18 protein-coding genes and 1 tRNA gene are annotated in these 21,956 nt (G+C 65.2%); 7 read left to right on the top strand and 12 right to left on the bottom strand.

The features are described 5' to 3' along the window. Positions 1–304: 304 nt before the first annotated feature. A complete protein-coding gene (locus tag A9Z05_RS33460; RefSeq protein ID WP_059583291.1) occupies positions 305–769 on the top strand; it encodes a rhodanese-like domain-containing protein in 465 nt (154 codons plus the stop codon). 122 nt (positions 770–891) lie between these two features. Here A9Z05_RS33460 and A9Z05_RS33455 read toward each other — a convergent pair whose 3' ends face one another. The 5 genes from A9Z05_RS33455 to hrpA all read right to left on the bottom strand — a co-directional run bounded on the left by A9Z05_RS33455 (position 892) and on the right by hrpA (position 9,029). After that, positions 892–1,707, bottom strand: a complete 816-nt coding sequence (locus tag A9Z05_RS33455) for a molybdopterin-binding protein (protein ID WP_069621809.1) — start codon at positions 1,705–1,707, stop codon at positions 892–894. After that, positions 1,704–2,531: an EI24 domain-containing protein gene (locus A9Z05_RS33450; protein WP_069621808.1), complete on the bottom strand. Its 828-nt coding sequence runs from the start codon at positions 2,529–2,531 to the stop codon at positions 1,704–1,706. The genes A9Z05_RS33455 and A9Z05_RS33450 overlap by 4 nt, the downstream gene beginning before the upstream one ends. Before the next feature lie 117 nt (positions 2,532–2,648). Further along, positions 2,649–3,623 (bottom strand): sterol desaturase family protein, encoded by a 975-nt coding sequence (locus A9Z05_RS33445; RefSeq protein WP_069621807.1) that lies wholly within the window; start codon positions 3,621–3,623, stop codon positions 2,649–2,651. Between the two features lie 16 nt (positions 3,624–3,639). Beyond that, positions 3,640–4,629: a beta-propeller fold lactonase family protein gene (locus A9Z05_RS33440; RefSeq protein ID WP_069621806.1), complete on the bottom strand. Its 990-nt coding sequence runs from the start codon at positions 4,627–4,629 to the stop codon at positions 3,640–3,642. Between the two features lie 179 nt (positions 4,630–4,808). Beyond that, the gene (hrpA, locus tag A9Z05_RS33435; RefSeq protein ID WP_069621805.1) at positions 4,809–9,029 is read right to left on the bottom strand and encodes an ATP-dependent RNA helicase HrpA; all 4,221 of its coding nucleotides are present in this window, start codon (positions 9,027–9,029) and stop codon (positions 4,809–4,811) included. 23 nt (positions 9,030–9,052) lie between these two features. Between hrpA and argA the strand changes: the two genes are divergently transcribed. Continuing rightward, positions 9,053–10,432 carry an amino-acid N-acetyltransferase gene (argA, locus tag A9Z05_RS33430; protein ID WP_050013028.1) on the top strand — a complete coding sequence of 460 codons (1,380 nt, stop codon included), beginning with the start codon at positions 9,053–9,055 and terminating at the stop codon, positions 10,430–10,432. A gap of 51 nt (positions 10,433–10,483) precedes the next feature. Next, positions 10,484–10,759 carry an oxidative damage protection protein gene (locus A9Z05_RS33425; protein ID WP_006478357.1) on the top strand — a complete coding sequence of 92 codons (276 nt, stop codon included), beginning with the start codon at positions 10,484–10,486 and terminating at the stop codon, positions 10,757–10,759. Positions 10,760–10,969: 210 nt separating this feature from the next. Here the strand turns inward: A9Z05_RS33425 and A9Z05_RS33420 are convergent, their stop codons facing one another. The 3 genes from A9Z05_RS33420 to A9Z05_RS33410 all read right to left on the bottom strand — a co-directional run bounded on the left by A9Z05_RS33420 (position 10,970) and on the right by A9Z05_RS33410 (position 15,516). Further along, the gene (locus tag A9Z05_RS33420; RefSeq protein ID WP_069621804.1) at positions 10,970–12,382 is read right to left on the bottom strand and encodes an MFS transporter; all 1,413 of its coding nucleotides are present in this window, start codon (positions 12,380–12,382) and stop codon (positions 10,970–10,972) included. Between the two features lie 168 nt (positions 12,383–12,550). After that, positions 12,551–13,768, bottom strand: a complete 1,218-nt coding sequence (locus tag A9Z05_RS33415) for a CaiB/BaiF CoA-transferase family protein (RefSeq protein WP_069621803.1) — start codon at positions 13,766–13,768, stop codon at positions 12,551–12,553. Beyond that, the gene (locus A9Z05_RS33410; protein ID WP_069621802.1) at positions 13,765–15,516 is read right to left on the bottom strand and encodes an acyl-CoA dehydrogenase family protein; all 1,752 of its coding nucleotides are present in this window, start codon (positions 15,514–15,516) and stop codon (positions 13,765–13,767) included. Before A9Z05_RS33410 ends, A9Z05_RS33415 begins: the two co-directional genes overlap by 4 nt. A 175-nt stretch (positions 15,517–15,691) precedes the next feature. Between A9Z05_RS33410 and A9Z05_RS33405 the strand changes: the two genes are divergently transcribed. After that, positions 15,692–16,594 carry a LysR family transcriptional regulator gene (locus A9Z05_RS33405; protein ID WP_069621801.1) on the top strand — a complete coding sequence of 301 codons (903 nt, stop codon included), beginning with the start codon at positions 15,692–15,694 and terminating at the stop codon, positions 16,592–16,594. 98 nt (positions 16,595–16,692) lie between these two features. Continuing rightward, positions 16,693–16,767, top strand: a tRNA-Val gene (locus A9Z05_RS33400). 417 nt (positions 16,768–17,184) lie between these two features. Here the strand turns inward: A9Z05_RS33400 and A9Z05_RS36710 are convergent. Further along, positions 17,185–19,401 carry a P-loop ATPase, Sll1717 family gene (locus tag A9Z05_RS36710; RefSeq protein WP_141723539.1) on the bottom strand — a complete coding sequence of 739 codons (2,217 nt, stop codon included), beginning with the start codon at positions 19,399–19,401 and terminating at the stop codon, positions 17,185–17,187. On the opposite strand from A9Z05_RS36710, the gene A9Z05_RS38500 reads away from it, so the two are divergent. Together A9Z05_RS38500 and A9Z05_RS36705 are read left to right on the top strand one after the other, a co-directional pair. Further along, positions 19,371–19,754, top strand: a complete 384-nt coding sequence (locus tag A9Z05_RS38500) for a PIN domain-containing protein (RefSeq protein ID WP_371090933.1) — start codon at positions 19,371–19,373, stop codon at positions 19,752–19,754. The two genes, A9Z05_RS36710 and A9Z05_RS38500, sit on opposite strands and share 31 nt — an antisense overlap. Before the next feature lie 264 nt (positions 19,755–20,018). Next, positions 20,019–20,372, top strand: a complete 354-nt coding sequence (locus A9Z05_RS36705) for a hypothetical protein (protein ID WP_141723538.1) — start codon at positions 20,019–20,021, stop codon at positions 20,370–20,372. A gap of 11 nt (positions 20,373–20,383) precedes the next feature. On the opposite strand, the gene A9Z05_RS33385 is transcribed toward A9Z05_RS36705, so the two are convergent. The 3 genes from A9Z05_RS33385 to A9Z05_RS33375 form a co-directional block, all read right to left on the bottom strand. Beyond that, positions 20,384–20,587, bottom strand: coding sequence for a hypothetical protein (locus A9Z05_RS33385; RefSeq protein ID WP_069621799.1), 204 nt, complete (start codon positions 20,585–20,587; stop codon positions 20,384–20,386). After that, positions 20,584–21,048 carry a hypothetical protein gene (locus tag A9Z05_RS33380; protein WP_069621798.1) on the bottom strand — a complete coding sequence of 155 codons (465 nt, stop codon included), beginning with the start codon at positions 21,046–21,048 and terminating at the stop codon, positions 20,584–20,586. The genes A9Z05_RS33385 and A9Z05_RS33380 overlap by 4 nt, the downstream gene beginning before the upstream one ends. A 335-nt stretch (positions 21,049–21,383) precedes the next feature. Beyond that, on the bottom strand, positions 21,384–21,956 hold a 573-nt coding region (locus tag A9Z05_RS33375), incomplete at its 5' end, for an aminotransferase class III-fold pyridoxal phosphate-dependent enzyme (RefSeq protein ID WP_141723537.1).

Below are 21,956 nucleotides of genomic sequence, written 5' to 3'. Positions count from 1 at the left end.
AATTCTATATAGCAGCTTCCGTGCCAACCATCGCAAAACCGACGCGAATCGCGCCGGCCCGCGCCGCAGCGGGGCTTCGCTGCGCGATTCCGGGGCCGGGCGCCGCACCGGCGATGGCGACATCGCACCGCGATGGTGCAACCGATCGAGCGCACCCGCGCAATGCGACCATTCTGGTGCATGCCGCCCATTCTGCACCGTTTTGGTGAGTGCGTGTCCGGCGCATGCACCGTGCCGCATGCGGACGTCCGTGCGGTGCCGTCGCGCTAGAATGGTCGTTTGACCGATACGGAGACTTCCCGTCATGAGTACGCTGGACCAGCTTTACGCGAAGGCCGACGAACGCCGCGCGCAAGGCGCGCTCAACTATGCCGGCGCGCTGCTGCCGGTCGAGGCATTCGAACTGCTGCAGCTCGACCCGTCCGCGCGCCTCGTCGACGTGCGCACGCGCGCCGAGCTCGACTGGGTCGGCCGGCCGCTCGTCGGCGACGGCCAGTACCTGCACGTCGAATGGACCCGCTACCCGGGCGGCGTGCCGAACGCCGAATTCGTCAATGAACTGAAGGCCGCCCTCCCGGCCGATACGCCGATCCTGTTCCTGTGTCGCAGCGCCGCGCGCTCGAAGCTCGCCGCGGTCGCGTCCGCGCAGGCCGGCTTCACGAAGGCGTTCGACCTGCTCGAAGGCTTCGAAGGCGCGAAGGACGCCGAAGGCCACCGCAAGACGGTCGACGGCTGGTGCTTCCGCAAACTGCCGTGGATCGGCGCCTGACGGCGCGCCGCGCCCGCCGGTTGCGACAGCCTCATCGTCGAGCCGGGCGATGACATGCCGATGACGGGCCGCGTTGCGCGGCCCGTTGCTTTTGGTGCGGCCGTGTTGTTGCAGGCCGCCGCTCAGGCGCGCGGCGTATCGGGCTCGACGACGTCGCCGCCGAGCAGGTGCACGCCTTCGCGCAGCTTCACGAATGCGGCCGCGACCGCTTCCGGCTCGCCCTTCACGCCGAGATCGATGTGACGGCGCGCATAGATGCCGCCGCGCTCCGCGTCGCCGACGCTCGGCAGGCTGAACACGCGCACGCCCGGAAAATCGCGCTCGATCCTCTCCATCAGCGGCGTGAGCGTCGATTCCGGCAGCTCGAACACGTACAGCGAGCGCTCGGCATGCGGCGTCGCGTGATGCAGATGCGCGTACTTCGTATCGAGCACCCATTCGATCATCGGCCACGCCATCACCGGGAAGCCCGGCACGAAGTGGAGATCGCCGACCGAGAAGCCCGGAATCCGGTTATAGCCGTTCGGGATGATCGTCGCGCCGGCCGGGAACACGCCCATGTTGAAGCGATGCCGGTTCTCCGGCGACTCGAAGTCGACCGGCGTGGCCGGATCGGTGTGCGTTTCGCGGATCCGCTCCGCAATCAGCGCCTTCGCGTCCGGATGCAGCTCGAGCGGCACGCCGAGCGCGGCGGCCGCGCACTGGCGCGTATGGTCGTCCGGCGTCGCGCCGATCCCGCCCGTCGAGAACACGATGTCGCCCGACGCGATCGCACGCGCGAGCGTCGCGGTGATGCGCGCGGGATCGTCGCCGACGTATTCGGCCCAGTCGAGCGCGAGGCCGCGCGCGCCGAGCAGCTCGATGACCTTCGCCAGGTGCTTGTCCTGCCGGCGGCCCGAAAGGATTTCGTCGCCGATGATGATGATGCCGATGCTCATGCCTGCCCCATGTCGATTGCGGTGGCGCGCGCACTGGCGCGCAGGTCTTCCAGCGCGCGCAGGCAGTAGTGCCCGAACCACAGCGCCGAGAAGACGAGGATGAAAGCGTAAACCCAGATCATGGCGGCCGCGACGAACGGGAACAGCACCATCATCCAGACGGACGAGACCCATACGAAGGTCGGCACGGTGCCGAGCAGCCCGGTCGCGACGCCGATGCCGATCAGCGGCCAGCGATGCCGGCGCACGAGCGCGCGGCGCTCGTCGCGGCTCGCGTGCAGCGCGAGCGCGTCGTAGGTCATCACGCGGTACGTGAGCCAGCCCCAGATCACCGGCGGCAGCAGCGCGAAGAACGGCGGAATCAGCCACAGCGGGATCGTGACGACGAGCAGCACGACGCCGACGATCGCCGCGCCGAGCGAGTTGGCCACGCTGCCGATGAAGGTGCCGCCCCGCTTCGGCTCGAGCGCCGCGAACTGGCGGTTCGACAGGTGCTTGATCACGACCGGCATCGAGATCGTCGCGATCAGCAGCAGCACGGTCAGCACGATCAGCGGGATCGCGAGCGACACGACCACGAACGGCGCGACGACCGCATGCAGCTGCGACATGCCGATCGCATCGAACGCGCGATACAGCGCGGCCGTCAGCACGAAACCGTCGAGCGCGCCGCGCGCCAGATCCAGCAGCGTCTGCCACGAGAACCACAGCACGACGCCCCACAGCAGCGCCGACACGACGAACGGCATCAGGGTGAGCCACAGCATGCGCGGGTGCAGCGCGCTGGCGAGCGCCCGGACGAAGGAGCGCAGCAAGTCGTTCATGCGGACCTGTATCGATGGAGAAAAACGGGGAAAGGATAAACCACACGGCCCGCATGCGCCAAAGCGCAGGCGGGCCGTGTGGGAGAGCCGTTCAACGGGAGAAAGGCCCGGTCGGGATCAGGCCGACGCCGCGCCGCGCTTCGCGGGGAACAGGCGCCGGAAGATCCGCACGAACGCGAGGCCGTGCTGCGACCAGAAGCCGTCGCCGTAGGACACGCCGTCGACCTGCTCGCGGATGCCGGTCGGCTCGACGGTGCGGTTCCACGACGCGGTGCCGAACAGCATGTCCCACCACGGGAACAGCACGCCGAAGTTGCAGCCGTACTTGGTGCCTTCGTGGCCATAGCCGACCGCATGATGCCGACGGTGGAAGATCGGGCTGACGAGCAGGCGCTCGCCGATGCGGCCGTACGACAGCCGCGCATTCGTATGCTGGACGCTCTGCAGGAAGTTCGTGACCGCGGTCAGCACGACGAACTGCGACGGCGTCACGCCGATCACGAGCGCGATCGCCGCGAAGAAGCACGACTGGAGCACGTCGTCGAGCAGGTGGTTGCGGTCGTCGCACCACAGCGACATCTGCCGCTGGCTGTGATGGACCGCGTGCAGCTCCCACCAGATGCCGAACTTGTGCTGCCAGCGGTGATACCAGTAGCCGGCGAAATCGAGCACGACGAGGTAGATCGCGAATGCGACGATCGGCCGCGAGGTCACGCCCGGCCACAGATAGTCGAGGTTCACGTTCGCGACGCCGTGCAGGCGCAGCCACGCCTGGAGGTTGTCGAACACCGGCTGCAGCGCGAAGAAGAAGAACAGCGTGTAGATGCCGAGCTTCGAGATCGCGGTGTAGATCACGTCGACCCGCACCGCGCGGCGGTTCTTCCAGCGCTCGACCGGCAGCAGCGCCTCGAGCGGGCGCAGCAGCGCGAACATCAGCACCATCTGCAGCGCGCCGACGATCACCCAGTACAGCGCATCGTAGGTGTCCTCGTCGTAGTCCATCAGGTTGAACTTGAAGAGGAGCGGCTGCACGACGTCGACGTACAGCCAGGTCTGGATGTCCGACACGAACGCATCGATCAGGTGCAGCATCGTCCGCCTCCGCCCGTCACGCGCCGTTCGCCGCCTTCCACGGCGCGCGGTCGTAGAAGTAGATGCCGTGCGGCGAGCGGCCGACGGCGATCGTCTGCACCAGCTTGCGCGACGCCAGATCGATGATCCCGACCTTCTTCGCGAAACGGAACGTCACCCACAGCGTCTTCTTGTCGGCGGACAGCTCCATGTCGTCGGGGCCCGGCAGCAGGCCGGTGATGTCGCCGACCTTGGTGAGCGTGATCTCGTCGATGATGCTGATCGTGTTCGCGACGCGGTTCGTGATCGCGACGTGCGTGCCGTCGGCGAGCGAGCGGAAGTTGTGCGCGCCCTTGCCCGTCTGGATCGTCTTCACGACCTTCTGATTGCGCCAGTCGACGACCGCGACGTAATCGGCGCCCGTCATGCCGACCAGCAGGTATTTGTCGTCCGGCGTCATCCACAGGCCCGCCGGCACCTTGCCGACCGGCATCTTCCACTTGACCGTCTGCGTCGCGAGGTCGACCGCCGCGATCTCGCCGGACACCTGCAGCGACACGAGCACGGTCTTGCTGTCCTTCGTGAACGCGAGGTGGCTCGGCATCACCGCGAGCGGCAGGCGCTTCACGAGATGCAGGTCGCGGCCGTCGTAGCTGTAGATGTCGAGCCGGTCGAGACGCAGCCCGGTCGACACGAACCACTTCTTGTCCGGCGAGAAGCCGAGCTGGTACGGATCCTCGATGCCTTCGACCGTGCGCTGCAGCTTGCCCGTCTTCGGATCGACGAACATCAGGCTGTTCGAGACCGAATTCGCGACGATGAGCGACGAATTGTCGGGCGTCGCCATCAAATGGTGCGGCTCCTTCCCGGTCGGCATCGTGGAGACGACCTCGCGGGACTGCTGGTCGATCAGGGAAAGCGTCGCTTCGGCCGAATTGAGGACGATCACGTTATTCGCGTGTGCGGCGGGCGCCAGCACGGCGGCGGCCAGCGCAAGCGTGCGGCCGAAGGAAAGGAAAGTGCGCATGAAGACTCACGTCGTGGAACAGCAGTCATTGTAGAACGTTCGGCGGGCCCCTCCGGTTGACCCATGCCGGTATTGCGCCGCTTTTGCGCCGCCTTTGCGTCACCTCGCCGCACGCCGCGGCGGCGGGACGAGCCGCAGCGGCGTGCGCCGCGGTGCAGGCCCGGCCTACCGATGTCGCGCTAGCGCTGCATCGACTCCCAGACCTTGTGCAGACGCTTGACAGAGACCGGCATCGGCGTGCGCAGTTCCTGCGCGAACAGCGAAATCCGCAGTTCCTCGAGCAGCCAGCGGAATTCCGCGAGCCGCGCATCGGCGACGCCGCCGCGCTGCGACACCGCGCGCTGGTACTGCTGGGCGAGCGGCAGCAGCTCGGCCGACTGCTTCGCGTCGCGCGCCGGATCGGCCTTCAGCTTGTCGATCCGCAGCGCGATGCCCTTCAGGTAGCGCGGGAAGTGCGCAAGCTGCGCGTAAGGCGTGTCGATCACGAAGCGCTTGCCGACCAGCGCGGCCAGTTGCTGCTGCAGGTCCGCATGGGCCTGCGCGAACGGCTTCGCCTGCGCGAGCTTCTTCACGAGGCCCGCGTATTCGGCCAGGATCTGCCCGACGAGCCGCGCGATTTCCTGCGCGAGCAGGTTCAGGCGGCTGCGGCCCTCGTCGCGGCGCGCATGGAAGCTCGCGTCGTCGTCGGGCAGCGGGTCCTGCAGGCACGCGCGGTCGAGCGCCGTGTCGATCAGCTGGTCGCGCAGCTCGCCCTGCGTGCCGAGCGACATATACTGCATCGCCATCTCGCGCAGGCCCGGCAGGTTCTTTTCCAGGAACTTGATCGGCTCCTTCAGCTGCAGCGCGAACAGCCGCCGCAAGCCGGCCCGGTGGATGCGCGCGGCCTCCTCCGGCGAATCGAACACCTCGACGTCGCAATGCGTGCCGCGGTCGACGAGCGCCGGGTAGCCGTACAGCGTCTGGCCGCGCCGGCGGATCTCCAGCAGCTCGGGCAGCTTGCCGAAATTCCACGTCGTCAGGTTCTCGTACAGCGCGGTTGCGCCGGTGTCGGCCGGAGCGGCCGTCTGCGGCGCCCCGCCCTTGCCCGGCTTGCCGCCCCGCGCCGCCAAACCCGGCGTGGCGGCGGGCGCGGCCGTGTCGACTGCGTCGCCCGCGCCGGCGTCGCCGCCGGTCGCGATCGTCGATGCCGCCGCGATCTTCTGGAACTGCTGCTGCGCCTGCGCGCCCAGCTCCTGGCGAAGCTGCGCGAGATTGCGCCCCATCGCAAGCTGACGGCCGTGCTCGTCGATCACCTTGAAGTTCATGAACAGGTGCGCGGGCAGCGTCTCGAGCTTGAAGTCGGCCGTTTTCATCGCGACCTGCGTCTCGCCGCGCACGTCGGCGATCAGCGCCTCGACGAGCCCGCCCGCGCCGAAGCGCTCGCGGCCCATCCGCTCGACGAAGCCGGCCGCGTACTCGGGCAGCGGCACGCAGTGCCGGCGCAGCTTCTGCGGCAACGACTTCAGCAGCAGCTGCACCTTCTCCTTCAGCATCCCGGGCACGAGCCATTCGCAGCGGCGTGCGTCGACCTGGTTCAGCGCGTAGAGCGGCACCGCGAGCGTCACGCCGTCGCGCGGCGTGCCGGGCTCGAAGTGGTACGTGAGCGCCATCTCGACGCCGGCCATCGTCGCGCGCTTCGGGAACAGGTCGGTCGTCACGCCGGCCGCCTCGTGGCGCATCAGGTCGTCGCGCGACAGGTACAGCAGCCGCTGCTTGTCCTCGGACTGGCCACCCTTCTTCACCTCGTCGCGATACCAGCGCTCGAACGCGGCGCCCGTATGGATGCCTTCCGGGATCGCGTGGTCGTAGTACGCGTAGATCAGCTCGTCGTCGACCAGCACGTCCTGGCGGCGCGACTTGTGCTCGAGCTGCTCGATGTCGGCGAGCAGCTTGCGGTTGTGCGCGAAGAACGGCAGCTTCGTGTCGAATTCGCCTTCGACCAGCGCGCCGCGGATGAACAGCTCGCGCGCGCGCGCCGGGTCCTGCTTGCCGAACGCGACGCGCCGCCGGTGGTAAATCGGCAGCCCGTACAGCGTCGCGCGCTCGAACGCGCTGACCTGCGCCGGACGCTTCTCCCAGTGCGGCTCCGACAGCGATTTCTTCAGCAGGTGCGCGCCGATCTTCTCGACCCACTCCGGCTCGATCTTCGCGAGGCAGCGCGCGTACAGCCGGCTCGTCTCGACGAGCTCGGCCGCCATCACCCAGCGGCCGGCCTTCTTCGCGAGCGCGGAGCCCGGCCACAGGTAGAACTTGATTCCGCGTGCGCCGAGGTAATGCGGATCGTCGTCGGCCTTCATCCCGAGGTTGCCGAGCAGGCCCGTCAACAGGGCCAGATGGATCTGCTCGTACGTGGCTTCGGCTTCGTTGAGCCGCCAGCCGTGCTCGCGCACGACCGTCAGCAGCTGCGAATGGACGTCGCGCCATTCGCGCAGCCGCAGGTGCGACAGGAAATTCTGCCGGCATGCGTCGATCAATTGGCGATTCGACTTCTTGTGCGCGACGGCCTCTTCGAACCACGCCCAGATCTTCAGCCACTGCAGGAATTCGGAGCGCTCGTCGGCGAACCGGCGATGCGCCTGGTCGGCCTGCTCCTGCGCTTCGATCGGGCGATCGCGCGGGTCCTGCACGGACAGCGCGCTCGCGATGATCAGCACCTCGCGCAGCGACTGCTGGTCACGCGCGGCGAGAATCATCCGGCCGACGCGCGGGTCGAGCGGCAGCCGCGCGAGCTCGCGGCCGAGCGGCGTCAGCGCGTTGTCGTCATCGACCGCGCCGAGCTCGTTGAGCAACTGATAACCGTCCGCGATCGCGCGGCCGGGCGGCGGTTCGAGGAACGGGAACGATTCGATCGCGGTGAGGTGCAGCGACTTCATCCGCAGGATCACCGACGCGAGCGACGAGCGCAGGATTTCCGGATCGGTGAAGCGCGCGCGCGCCTGATAGTCGCTTTCCTCGTACAAGCGGATGCACACGCCGTCGGCCACGCGGCCGCAGCGGCCCGCGCGCTGGTTCGCGGCGGCCTGCGAGATCGACTCGACCTGCAGTTGCTCGACCTTGTTCCGGTACGAATAGCGCTTCACGCGTGCAAGACCGGTATCGACCACGTAGCGGATGCCCGGCACCGTCAGCGACGTTTCGGCCACGTTGGTCGCGAGCACGATCCGGCGCGCGTTCGACGCCTTGAACACCTTGTCCTGGTCGGCCGCCGACAGCCGCGCGAACAGCGGCAGGATTTCGGTGTGCGGCGGGTGGTGCTTGCGCAGCGCCTCGGCCGCCTCGCGGATCTCGCGCTCGCCGGGCAGGAACACCAGCACGTCGCCGGGGCCTTCGCGGCACAGCTCGTCGACCGCGTCGACGATCGCGTCCATCAGGTCTCGCTCGGCCTCGCGCGCGGTCTTCACGCGATCGCGGCCGCCCGTGCCCTCGGCGTTCTTCACGGCCGGGCGGTCCTCGGCCACCGGCCGGTAACGCATCTCGACCGGATACAGCCGCCCGCTCACCTCGATCACCGGCGCCGGACGTTCGTCGGTGCCGAAATGGCGTGCGAAGCGGTCGGCGTCGATCGTCGCGGACGTGACGATCAGCTTCAGGTCCGGCCGCCGCGGCAGGATTTCCTTCAGATAGCCGAGCAGGAAGTCGATGTTCAGGCTGCGCTCGTGCGCCTCGTCGATGATCAGCGTGTCGTACGCCTTCAGCAGCGGATCGGTCTGCGTCTCGGCGAGCAGGATGCCGTCCGTCATCAGCTTCACGGACGCGCCGGGTGCGAGATTGTCGGTGAAGCGCACCTTGTAGCCGACCACCTCGCCGAACGGCGTGCCGAGTTCCTCGGCGATCCGCCGGCCGGTCGACGATGCGGCCAGGCGCCGCGGCTGCGTATGCCCGATCAGGCCCGTGCCGCCGGCGCCGAGGCCGCGGCCGAGATCGAGACAGATCTTCGGCAACTGCGTGGTCTTGCCCGAGCCGGTTTCGCCGCAGACGATGACAACCTGATGACCGGCGATCGCGCGCGCGATTTCGTCGCGCTTGCCCGATACGGGCAGGCTTTCGGGGTAGGTGATCGGCGGAACGGGATTCGGTGTGGCCGCCCTGGGCGGGACTGCCGCGCGCGGCGCACGCTCACGGCGCGGGGCGCGCTCGCCCGTTGCCTGCGGCGCGCCCTTCGCGGCCGGCTGGCGCGCGTCGCCGCGCCGTTCGTCATTGCGCGGCCCGCGCGGCGCCTGTGCCGGCGTGGCCGCCGGCTTGTCCTGCTGCTGGCGCGGCGGCTGGCCCTGCTGCTCGCGCGCATCGGCCGCACCATCCGGGTGCTTCGCCGACGGCGTATTGGCCCGCGTCGGCGCGGGACTTTTAGAAACATTCGACATGGGGGCGCATTATAATCCCGCCCATGAATTCCCAAACCGACCTCCCTCCCGCCCAGACCGGCGCCGCGACGCCGCCGGCCGCCGACGATTCGGCCGCCAGCCACGCGCAGTTCGTCGACTGGATGCGCTCCGTCGCGCCCTATATCCACAAGTTCCGCAACAGCACGTTCGTCGTGGGGTTCGGCGGCGAGGTGGTGCAGCAGGGGCTGCTGAATGCGCTCGTGTCCGACATCGCGCTGTTGCAGGCGATGGGCATCCAGATCGTGCTCGTGCACGGCTCGCGCCCGCAGGTCGAGGAGCAGTTGAGCCTGCACGGTGTCGAATCCGAGTTTTCGCACGGGCTGCGCATCACCGATGCACGCGCGCTTGAATCGGCGAAGGAAGCGGCCGGCGAAGTGCGTCTCGACATCGAGGCCGCGATCAGCCAGGGGCTGCCGAACTCGCCGATGGCGCACGCGCACATCAGCGTCGTGTCCGGCAACTTCGTGACCGCGCGGCCGGTGGGGATTCTCGACGGGGTTGATTTCGCGCACACGGGCATCGTGCGCAAGATCGACGCCGAGTCGATCCGTCATTCGCTCGCGAGCCGCAAGCTCGTGCTGCTGTCGCCGCTCGGCTTCTCGCCGACCGGCGAGGCGTTCAACCTGTCGATGGAAGACGTCGCGTCGGCGGCCGCGATCGCGCTGCGCGCCGACAAGATCATCTTCCTGACCGAAGGCCCCGGCATCGTCGGCGACGAAGGCGAGCTGGTGCGTGAAATGTCGCTCGACGCGGCGGCCGAGCTGCTCGATTCCGGCAACATCCAGGGCGACGACGCGTTCTTCCTCAAGCATTCGATCCGCGCATGCCGCGGCGGCGTGACCCGCGCGCACCTGATCCCGCAGTCGCTCGACGGCAGCATGCTGCTCGAACTGTTCCTGCACGACGGCGTCGGCACGATGATCTCGTACGAGAACCTCGAAAGCCTGCGCGAGGCGACGCCGGACGACGTCGGCGGCATCCTATCGCTGATCGAGCCGCTCGAGTCGGACGGCACGCTGGTGCGGCGCGGCCGTCACCAGATCGAACGCGACATCGACCACTTCTCGGTGATCGAGCACGATGGCGTGCTGTTCGGCTGCGCGGCGCTGTACCCGTACCAGCAGGAGAAGATCGGCGAGATGGCGTGCCTGACGGTCGCGCCGGAAGCGCAAGGCTCGGGCGACGGCGAACGCCTGCTCAAGCGCATCGAGCAGCGCGCCCGCGCGCGCGGCCTCACGCACATCTTCGTGCTCACGACGCGCACCGAGCACTGGTTCCTCAAGCGCGGCTTCGTCAAGGTCAGCGTCGACGACCTGCCGGAGGACCGCCGCAAACTCTATAACTGGCAGCGCAAGTCGCTCGTGCTGATGAAGCAGCTCTGAGCGCAGGCACGACTGCCCTTCCCCCCAGACCGATTACAGGAGAAGTACACGATGGCTCGAATGATCCAATGCGCGAAGCTCGGCAAGGAAGCCGAAGGCCTCGATTTCCCGCCGCTGCCGGGCGAACTCGGCAAGCGCATTTACGAGAGCGTCTCGAAGGAAGCGTGGCAAGGCTGGCTCAAGCAGCAAACGATGCTGATCAACGAAAACCGCCTGAACATGGCCGACCCGCGCGCGCGCCAGTACCTGATGAAGCAGACGGAGAAGTACTTCTTCGGCGACGGCGCGGACCAGGCGTCCGGCTACGTGCCGCCGACGGAAGGCTGAGCAACGACGCGGCGCGCGACGGCCGCGCCGGCGGCGTCGCGACGTGAAGCCAACGCCCGGACAAACGGCACCGTGTATCGCACGGTGCCGTTTGCTTTTGGGACGCCTGATCGGGCGCGAACGAAGGCCACGCGACGCGCGGGCCGCCGGGCGCGCGACGCCGCGGAATCCCCGCATCGCCACCCCATCGCATCGCGCCGGCCTGCCGGCTCAACCCGCGGGTTTCAACGTGCCGCGATCGTCGGGTTGCGCGGCTTCGCCTGGGGGGCTTCCCGCCCCCGTGCTCTCGGTACCCCACTCGGCCGCGTCGCTGCGCTCGGCGCTCGACAGTTCGTCGGCGCGATACCCGGTGCGATTGAGCAGCGCCAGCATGCACGCGAGCGACACGAGCGCATAGAGCCCCGACGCGATCGCGACGCCGACGATGCTGCCGGTCGCATTGAGGATCGCCTGCGCGAGCACGGGCGTACCGCCGCCGACGACCAGCGCGCTCAACTGATACGCGAGCGACAGGCCCGTATAGCGGATGTTGGCCGGGAACACGCGCGCGAGCACGCCGCCGACCGCGCCGTAGAACATCGCCGACGGGATCGTGGAAATGCACATGCCCGCGACGGCGACCCAGTACGAACGCGTCGCGAGCGCATGGAACATCACGGGCATCAGCACGATTTCCGGGATCAGGATCCAGCACATCGCGCGCCGCATGTCGACCTTCGACACGAACCACGCGCCGATCGGCTGCATCAGGAATTGCACGACGAGCGAAATCGACAGGATGCCGAGAAACGTACCCTGCGCGTAACCGAGTTCCCTGGTCGCCCACGACAGCGCGAACGTGCTGCGGAAATACGTGACGTTGATCACCGGCAGCGTGCCGGCCGCAAGCAGCACGACAACCCAGTGGTCGCGCACGACGTCGCGCAGCGGCAGCTTCACCGTGCGCTTGCGCGCGAGCACGCGCTGCATGTCGACCGATTCCTCGAGCCTCAGCCGGATCACCATCCCGATGATCACGAGCACGGCCGACAGCAGGAACGGAATGCGCCAGCCCCACATTAGGAACGACGGCGTCGGCAGCGCGCTCAGCGCGAAGAACGCGGCCGTGGCCAGCAGGTTGCCGGTGGGCGAGCCCTGCTGCGCGAACGCCGCATACAGGATGCTGCGATGCTTCGGCGCATTCTCGCTCGCGATCAGCACCGCGCCGCCCCACTCGCCGCCGACCGCGATGCCCTGCAGCACGCGCAGCACGACGAGGCCCGCGGGCGCCCATACGCCGATCGACGCATAGCCGGGCAGCAGGCCGATGCCGGTCGTCGCGAGCCCCATCATCACCAGCGTGATCACGAGCGCGGTCTTGCGGCCGACGCGATCGCCGAGATGGCCGAACACGATCCCGCCGAGCGGTCGCGCGGCGAAGCCGGCCCAGAACGTGACGAACGCGAGCAGCGTCGCGACGCCGGGGTCCATCGTGCTGGAAAAGAACACCTTGCCGAACACGAGCGCGGCGGCCGTGCCGTAGATGTAGAAGTCGTACCACTCGATCGTGGTGCCGACGAACGCCGCAAGGGCGGCGCGGCCGGGCCGCGGCTGCGCGGCGGGCGGGGATGGCGGACGGCTCATCGATGTCTCCATGTTTGTTCGGCTGCGCGACTGTCGCGCGCGTTGCCGGATGGCCGGCCTTGCGCCGCCGGCTGGCGGGGTTGCGCTACGTTGCGTTGCCTGGGGGTTGCCGTCGACGTTGCGATCGGCCGGTTCCGGACGACGCGCATCTGCAGGCGCCGTCGCTCGTCACGTCTCGTCCGGCGCGACCTTCAGCACGCCGGCATCGAGCAGTGGCTGCTGGAGCGCGCGATCGACGCCGAGACGGTCGAGCACCGCGCGCGTGTCGCGACCGAGCGCGGGCGGCGCCGACCGGTAGGTGGCCGGCGTGCGCGACAGCTTCACCGGCGACGCCGTGCCGCGATACGCGCCGATCTCGACGAACAGGTTGCGGTGCAGCGCATGCGGATCGCGCGCGACGTCGGCCACCGTGCGCACCGGCCCGCACGGCACGCCGGCCGCCATCAGGTCGCACGCGAGCGGCTCGCACGCGTGCGCGGCGAGCCGCGCTTCCAGTTCGACCTTCAACTGCGGCCGGTGCGCGCAGCGGCTGCGGTTATCGACGAAGCGCGGATCGCCGGCCAGCGCCGGCGCCCCGAGATGCGCGACGAGCCGCGCGAACTGGCGGTCGTTGCCCACCGCGAGGAAAATCGGCACGGTGGCCGTGCGGTAGCTGTCGTACGGCGCGATGTTCGGATGCGCATTGCCGCTGCGTTCCGGCACGCGGCCCGATCCGAAGAAATTCGGCAGGTGCGGATGCAGCAGCGACACGCCGCAGTCGTACAGCGCCACGTCGATCGACTGGCCGCGCCCGCTCTTTTTGCGCTCCGCGAGCGCCAGCAGGACGCCGGCGAGCGCGTTCAGCCCCGTGACCATGTCGACGATCGGCAAACCGATGCGTGTCGCGGCACCGTCGCGCTCGCCATTGACGCTCATCAGCCCGGCCATCGCCTGGATCACCGCGTCGTAGCCCGGCAGCCCGCCGAGCGGGCCGTCGTCGCCGAAGCCCGTCACCGCGCAATGGATCAGGCGCGGGAAGCGCGGCTGCAGGTCGCGTGCATAGTCCATCCCCCAGCGCGCGAGCGTCCCGGGCTTGAAGTTCTCGACGAGCACGTCGGCGTCTTCGAGCAGGCGCCACAGGATCGCGCGCCCTTCGTCGTGCGACAGGTCGAGCGCGAGCCCCTCCTTGTTGCGGTTCACGCCCATGAAGTACCAGGCCGTGTCGCCGAGGAACGGCGGCCCCCAGCCGCGCGTCTCGTCGCCGTCGGGCGGCTCGATCTTGATCACCGTCGCGCCGTGGTCGGCGAGCGCCTGCGTGCAGTACGGGCCGCCGAGCACGCGGCTCAGGTCGACGACCTTCAGGCCGTGCAGCGCGCCGCGCGTGGTGTTCTCGGTCGCCGTGCTCATCGCTCGATCTCCGGCAGCAGGTCGAGCGCCATGTCGAGCGCCACCGGCGTGCCGCGCAGCAACGCGTCGGATGCGGCCGATTCATCATGGCGCGATGCCGGCGCGAGCGGATCGACCGGCAACAGCTTGTGCCGCACGACCAGGTGCGCGAGCGCGAGACGCCTGAAGTCCGGCGCGAGCCGTGCGCCCTCGCAGGCCATCAGCACGGCCGCGCTCGCGTAATACAGCGCGGACGCGGCCTGCCGCACGCGCGCGTCGTCGCCCTCCCCGGCGACCCGTGCGAGCGCATCGCACGCCCGCGCGAGAATGCGCCGCAGCGCCGTGCGGCTCGCGTCGGGCAGCGGCGCCGCGCCCAGACGATCGCCGAGGAACGTGCGCAGCGCGTCGAGCGCATGCTCGCGCTGCGCGGCGCGCGCGACGTCGAGCGCGACGATGTTGCTCGTGCCTTCCCAGATCGAACCGAGGTGTGCGTCGCGCACGAGCCGCGCGTCGCTCCATTCCTCGATATAGCCGGTGCCGCCGCGCACTTCCATCGCATCGCCCGTCACGCGGCGCGCGTCCCGGCACGCGCGGAACTTGATCAGCGGCGTCAGGATCCGCACGCAGCGCGCCGCCTGCTCGTCGCCCGCATCCGCCTGCGGCAGCAGCAGCGCGATCTGCATGAACATCGCGCGCGCGGCCTCGGCCGGCAGCAGCATCTTCATCAGCTGGCGCTGCATCAGCGGCATCTCGATCAGCTTGCGGCCGAACGCCTCGCGATGCGCGGCGACGTGCAGCGCTTCGTTCAGCGCGCGCCGCATCAGCCCCGCCGCGCGCACGCCGTTCGACAGACGCGACATGTTGATCATGTCGGCCATCTGGTGAAAGCCGCGGCCGATCTCGCCGATCAGGTAGGCCTGCGCGCCTTCGAGCGCGATCTCGCCGCTCGCCATCGAACGGCTGCCGAGCTTGTCCTTCAGCCGCACGATCCGGTAGCGATTGCGCGTGCCGTCCGGCAGCGTCTTCGGCAGCAGGAACAGCGCGAGGCCCTTGATGCCGGCCGGCGCGCCGTCGGGCCGCGCGAGCACCATCGCGAGATCGGCGTCCGCATTCGAACAGAACCACTTGTCGCCGGTCAGGCGCCAGACGGTCTCGCCGTGCGCGTCGGTTTCGCAGGTCGCGCGCGTCGCGATCCCGCCGACGTCGGAGCCGGCCGCCTGCTCGGTCATGAACATCGCACCCTGGTACAGCGTGTCGAAGTCGCGCGACGCGAGCCTCGGCAGGTAGCGCGCGACGAGCGCGGGATCGCCGAAGCGGCGCAGCGTGCGCGTCAGCGAATCGGTCATGCTCACCGGGCAGCACAATCCGAACTCGGCCTGCACGAACAGGAACGTCAGCGCGTACTTGACGAGCGGCGGCACCCCATCGGGCTGATGACTCAGCGACGCGAGCCCGAGCTCCGCATACGCGACGCGTTCGAGCGCGACGTACGCCGGATCCTTGTCGATCCGCTGCACGGCTTCGCCGCGCCGGTTGCGATGCTCGAGCACGGGCGGATGCTTGTCCGCGCGCGACGCCCATTCGTCGAGTTCGCCCGATACGCGCGCGCCAAGCGCGCGCAGCCGCGGCTCGAGTTCGGCGTAGTGCGCGTCGCCGAGATGCAGCTTCAGCAACGCGCCGAGATCGGGATCGACGGTGAAGAAATTGAGGCCCCGGCTGTCGGGGATATTGGATGCGCCGGTGTCCGGCGTGCGAGCAGTGTCGTTCATGCGTGCGTCTCCTGGGTTGCCTGCGCAGTTGCCGGGGCCGGCGTGACGCCGCGGCCGGCCGGTCCTGCGTCAAGCCTTCCGAAGAGCGTAGGCGTGCGGTCGATAAGCGTCCAATACAGGATTTATCCGGTACGATAGATATCGCTTATCGATGCCGACGCCAGGAGGAGACACCGTGGAACTGAGGCAGTTGCGCTACTTCGTGGCGGTCGCCGAGGAGCTGCATTTCGGGCGCGCGGCGAAGCGCCTGTTCATCTCGCAGCCGGCGCTGAGTTTCGACATCCGCAAGTTCGAGGACGCGCTCGGCGTGCAGCTCTTCTCGCGCACCAACAAGACCGTCGCGCTGACCAACGCGGGCGAGGTGCTGCTCGGCGAAGCGCGCCGGCTGCTGCTGCAGGCGGCCGAAGCCGAGCGCCTGACGGTACGCTCCGCGTCGGGCCTCGCGGGCCGGCTGCGGATCGGCTTCGTCCACTCGATGCTGTATCGCGGGCTGCCCGATGCGGTGCGGCGCTTCGAGGCCGACTATCCGGGCGTCGAGGTCGTGCTGAGCGAGATGAACACGCACGCGCAGGTGCAGGCGATCCAGCGCGGCCAGATCGATCTCGGCTATGCGCACTGGGGCCGCTTCCCGCCCGACGTCGAATCGGCGCCCGTCTATGCGGAGCCGTTCGTGTGCTGCCTGCCGGCCGCGCATCCGCTCGCGCGGCGCCGGCAGGTCGCGCTCGCCGCGCTCGCGACGGAACCGTTCATCCTGTTTCCGCGCGACGCCGCACCGCACTATCACGACCTGATCATCGCGCAGTGCGTGAATGCGGGCTTCAGTCCGCTGATCCGCCACGAGGCGCGGCTGTGGCAGACGATCCTGTCGATGATCGAGTTCGGGATGGGCATCGCGCTGGTGCCGCGCGTGCTGCAGCAGGCGAAAAGCGACCGGCTCGCGTTCCTGCCGCTGAAGGACGCGTCGCTCGAATCGCGCACGCTCGCGCTGAAACGCAGCGGCACCGCCGAACCGGTCGCGTTGCGCTTTGCAGGCTACGTGCGCACATCCATCGACGCGCTGCGCGCTCCGGCGAGATGAGCACGCGGGCTGCGGACCGGTGCTTGCGGCTGTTTGAAAAAATTTGCAGAAAGGGCTTTACGAACCCCAAAATCTCTGACATAATTTGATTCTTCTTTGGGCGGTTAGCTCAGCGGTAGAGCACTGCCTTCACACGGCAGGGGTCACTGGTTCGATCCCAGTACCGCCCACCAAGGATTCATCGGTGTGTGAAGCCCGAAGAACAAAGGCCCTCAGGCGAAAGCCGAGGGCCTTTTTCTTTGTAGCGAACCCTCAGGAATTTGCTTTTGGCGGAAGAATGGCGGAATCGCAGAATCCAGCCCAGACGATTTTTCAACCTTTGTCTGGAGCCTGTCGATGGTATCTATCTGGAAACGCAACGGAAACCGGCGAGCCGAGGTTCGGCGTCGCGGCTACCAGCCATGCGCCCTCCTGAATCGATGAAACGTATTAAACCAAATCGCTCGCAGACAAGCCCAATAGCGCTGCCGACAGTCAAATTTGTGAGGGCTGCACAATACCAAGAGCATCCCAAAACGCAGGATTTATCGAGAACTGCGCCCCGTCCCCTTGCTTCAGGGATCGAGCCGTAAGTATCTTCGAATCATAATTTACATCAAAATATACTGAGGCTCCCCATCAATAATCAACCCCAGAACACCGTAATATATTAAAAAAGAAAATACTTTTTCAGTGGATTCTTGATCAACACCCGCCGCCAACAAAGTAGACTCAATCTCCCTACGTGTTGCAATAGCCTTGTGATCAATGAAGCCATAAAGAATATCTTGCGTCGCAGGAAATACATCCGACAATTCATGGTCAAGCTCAATCAGCAAATCCTGAGAGTACGCTCTAATTCCTTTTTCAATATCAGAGTCTTCTATTTTGTTATGTGAAAAATTATTTGCGAATCCCTTGCTGTGAGAAAATATTTTCAACAAATTTCTCGGCCTCATCAACGACCTTTCTATAAAATAAGCAGAGGTCTCCTCTCCTTTGTAGTGGGAAACGCAAACCTGCCTCCAGAGTTGCTCAAATTCGATTTCGTCAGCGGCTCCATTTATTCCCGCAACCAATCGAAGTCGCAACATTTCCCTCAGCATATCTGGATCGGTCCAATCCAATACAGCACGCATATCCTTCCCGTAATCCGCACTCCCCTTCATTAAGAGTTCGTATACGTCATTTCTAATAAAAATAAGACACGACAAGCGCTGATCGTGCTTCCGCATTTCGCGCTCCAATTTTCGCCCAGCCTCCACCAGGCATCGCAGGACAATCGTGTCTATTACATCAACACCAGTAGTATTCCAACCCTTATCCAAATTATCGAATAAAATCCAAACCGCCTGCTTTTCACTGAGATAGTCCGAAAGCCTCTGGCGCAATACCCTGATATCATGGGCGTATACCAAAGACGTGACATCTTCGAGCGTAAGCTTGGTATCAGGTGCATCGCCATATCTCGACCTATACTCAAGCGCAATTCGATCCGACAAGGTGAGGAGCCGCTCAGAAAAATCCCCCTCCGTTGAGAAATTTTCAACCTTATACGCTGATTCCAACAGCACATACTTGTCAAAAAGATCATGATTATGCTTGTGCACAATTCGATCCTTCTCCAAAACCTTATAAGCAACCTCTAGAAGGAGAAGATACTCCCAAAATGCAGTTATCAAATGTTGGCGAGATCCCTCCGTTAGATAAGCGAGAAGGTCCTCTTTTAGCTTGATGAGTTGATATCCTTCAGGCTTCAGATCCACCATTACGTTTCTCTTATCGCCACGGATTCTGTCGCGCAACTGCAGAAATAACGCGGTCTTTCCCGATCCTTTTCGCCCCACCACCAGATTCACCTCTCCACGCAGTGCCCGATTGAATTGATCAGTCTGCATGTAGTAATCCGAGAGCGTTGTCATCTCATTTTCTGCGGTTGGATCGCCAAACGTCAGACTCTGGAGAGATTTAGCTGCCTTCCTTACGGGCGGCTCTACCTGCTGAAGATAATCAGTAACCTCCAACACTAAGCCTGCAATATAATCCGCAATATCGTCCGGATGCCCATACGCTTTTACATCATCACGCACATCCAGTGGCGCAGCATAATCTGCAGGAGACAAAATAAGCGTAGGCCGCTCCATGCCATGCGCAAGACCGGCAACAAACATCGTCCTGATATTATGGATATACGCCCAGTCTTTATCTTCACGCTCAAACGACACAAGCACACCTGCAGACGACGCAACTTGCTTAATTGCATCCACTGCAGATAGGCGCGAGTCCTCGGTTGGATTAAAACTCCTATACTTATATCGAGCTTTTTTCAGGCGAGAAGTCATCATCGTGGCCGCGGCCCCCTTTATCGGCGGCTCCACTACATACGCAGGGGCTTTTGTATCAGTCGGGTACTGAATTGAAAGTGGAGTCTCGTCTATCTCTCCCGTTAGCCGGTGAGCTAGCGACTCTTCATCTTCATACTCGGAAAATCCAAGAGTGTCAAAAATACCCACTCGCTTGGCGATATCACGATCACCGGTTGTTTTTGAATGCCTTATGAGGAATACTCTTTTTGACTTACCAATCGCATAACCAACCTCGTAGACAACATTGAGATTCAAGTACGTGATATCAGCAACAATGAAAGCCGACTCATCGATTTTCTCGATAATTGGAGAAATTAGCGGAGTTCCAGCAATATCATTAAACTCCCATCGCTCGTATCTGATCTCCTGTGTCTTAGCTGTCACCTTCTTTATAGCGCCGCGCACAACGGACAGCAAAGATTGGTCTCTTGATGGGTAGGCAACGAAGGCGAACTTTGTCATTTAGAACACCGCTGTGGTCGCGAGATTGCTCATATCATCTCACAGTAGCGCCCCACGTGACGTGCGACCCTACGCCCTGGCAATGGGCGACTGCCACTCAAACGAGGACCTCGATGGCAACCCGTTTGGTAGTAGATACGTGTGTCTGGCTAGATCTCGCAAGGGACTATCGGGAACAGCCCATCATTGGCGTACTCGAAGATCTGGTTGACAGAGGCGAGGTCGAAATAATCGTTCAACAACAGGTGCTGGACGAGTTCGATCGGAACGAGGCTCGCGTAATTGACGAGGCACGTCCGGGGGCTCCAATCCCATTTCCGATTGATCAGGCAAGCCGTCAACCGCTTTGGTGACGATGAATCCAAGGCAGATGTGCTCGCCGGACTGAACGAAATTGACCACCGAATCGGCGTTGACGGTGATGCAGTCGATGAGTCAATCGACCGGATAGATCAATTCCTACGCAATGCGTCAGCTCTCGCAACCTGCGACGCGGTAAAGCGGCGTGTCACCGAACGAGCGCTGGCGAAAAAGGCCCCATACCTGACTACTTGAATGCTTCCTACGATGAACCACGGCCCAGCATCGGCGTTCAACGTTGACGGCGCCACTCAGGCATGACGCCCGCTGACGTTGCCGCCATAGCGCAACAGCAAGGGTTGGAAATGCGGCAAATAGTGAACACGTCAGGCGATTGGGCAATCGGTATTCGCTCGCAATACCGCATCGATGCCACTTTCGCATTCTGTGCGGCGACTGGCCTTTTTTCTTACTCGCACTCGCTCTACCCGGACAATGCCTATCTGCCGGCAGTTGAATGCACCATTGCCGCACGGCGACAGCCGAAGGTCAGTGTCCGACGGCAAGTTTATGTCGCGATGGCGCGGGTGCACTCCGCTATAGCCGGGGTCCATGGGCGCCATATCTCGATCGCCCCGCATCTGTTCGACTGCGCCAGGGCGGGCTGCTGACGTTTCCGGAATTAGCGCTTGCGCCGTCGCGGATCGATGCCATTTTGTTCGAGTAGCTTTCGCAGGCGGGCGTTATCGCCCCATAGCGTTGCGAACGCGATCAGCATCATGATGGTGGGGAACCATTCGCCGGTTCCGGCGATGATAGCCCAAGCGACGGCGAAACAGACTATCGCCGTGCCGATGAGAAGTAGGCGGTCGGCAATCCACTTCATCGCACACCCCGGATCGCCGTGTTCGACTTCAACCCGAAATAGCTATGCGGACCGGGCGCGAGCACTTCCGGATGCCGCAGGATTTGCGCCATGACGAGCGGATGAATCGCCAGCCCATAGCGTGTGCCCCATCGAGCGACTGCAAGCGAAGTGTTCGCGTTGCCCCTACCGACACCGCACGCCAATGTCGCATCGGTCGCGACCATCAGGCTACCGATGACCGCGCCCAAGTAGGCGCTGCCAAGGATCGAGCCGACAACACCCACCTTTTCGACTAGCGTAGTCGCACCAAGTATTTCGCCCACCGTCGCTTCGGGGCCAAGCGCCTTTAGCGTCCCCATCATCGTACTGACGGCCGCAACCGACGTTTGTAGCGTCGCGAAAAGCGTTGTCGGAACGGGCATATGCAGCGCGGTCATGTTCGTCTGGAAGGCTTCAAAAAAGCTCGGGCATGTCGCCATGGGTAACTCTCCGGATTGAGCCCGTAATTTTCGCATACCCGCCACATCGGCCTACCTGTCACCGTTGACGGGCGATTCGCTAAACCAGCGACGGTTTGTTTCGTCGGCGCTACGAAAGAAGGGGCTTGATTTGCCTTATACCTGCGACCGTCTGCCCCGGCGAATCCCTTCACACGGCAGGGGTCACTGGTTCGATCCCAGTACCGCCCACCAAAGAATTCAAGGGCCTGCGTCTCACGACGCAGGCCCTTTTCGTTTTGGCGTCGCGCGTGCCCGGCGCGATACGGGCGCCCCATCACGCGACGCCGCGCCCTCCGCTCGCAGGCGCACCGTGCTTACCGCACGCCCCCCACCCGCTCCGCCGTCGCATCGAACGCGCGCTTCGCCTTGTCGACGATCTCGTCGACCTCCGCCTCGCGAATCACGAGCGGCGGCGACAGCAGCATCCGGTCGCCGGTCGCGCGCATGATCAGGTTGCCTTTGAAGCAGAAGTCGCGGCAGATCGTGCCGATATCGATGCTCGCATCGAAACGCTCGCGCCGCTCGCGATCGCGCGCCAGCTGAACGCCCGCGACCAACCCGCTCCCCACGATCTCGCCGACGATCGGATGGTCGCCCAGCGCATCGCGCAGCCGGCGCTGGAAATACGGCCCGATATCGGTCTTCACGCGCTCGACGATGCCTTCGTCGCGCAGCAGCTTCAGGTTCGCGACCGCGACGGCCGCCGCCACCGGATGGCCGGAGTACGTGAGGCCGTGATTGAATTCGCCGTTGTCGATGATCGGGCGCGCGACGCGTTCGTGAATGCCGACCGCGCCCATCGGCACGTAGCCCGACGTCAGGCCCTTCGCCATCGTGATCAGGTCCGGCTCGAAGCCGAAGTGCTGATGCGCGAACCATTCGCCGGT

This window comes from Burkholderia sp. A2 (assembly GCF_001729305.1).
Taxonomy (GTDB): Bacteria; Pseudomonadota; Gammaproteobacteria; order Burkholderiales; family Burkholderiaceae; genus Burkholderia; species Burkholderia sola.
The sequence above is the reverse complement of the archived record's forward strand: the minus strand, read 5'-3'. Positions and strand labels throughout refer to the sequence as shown.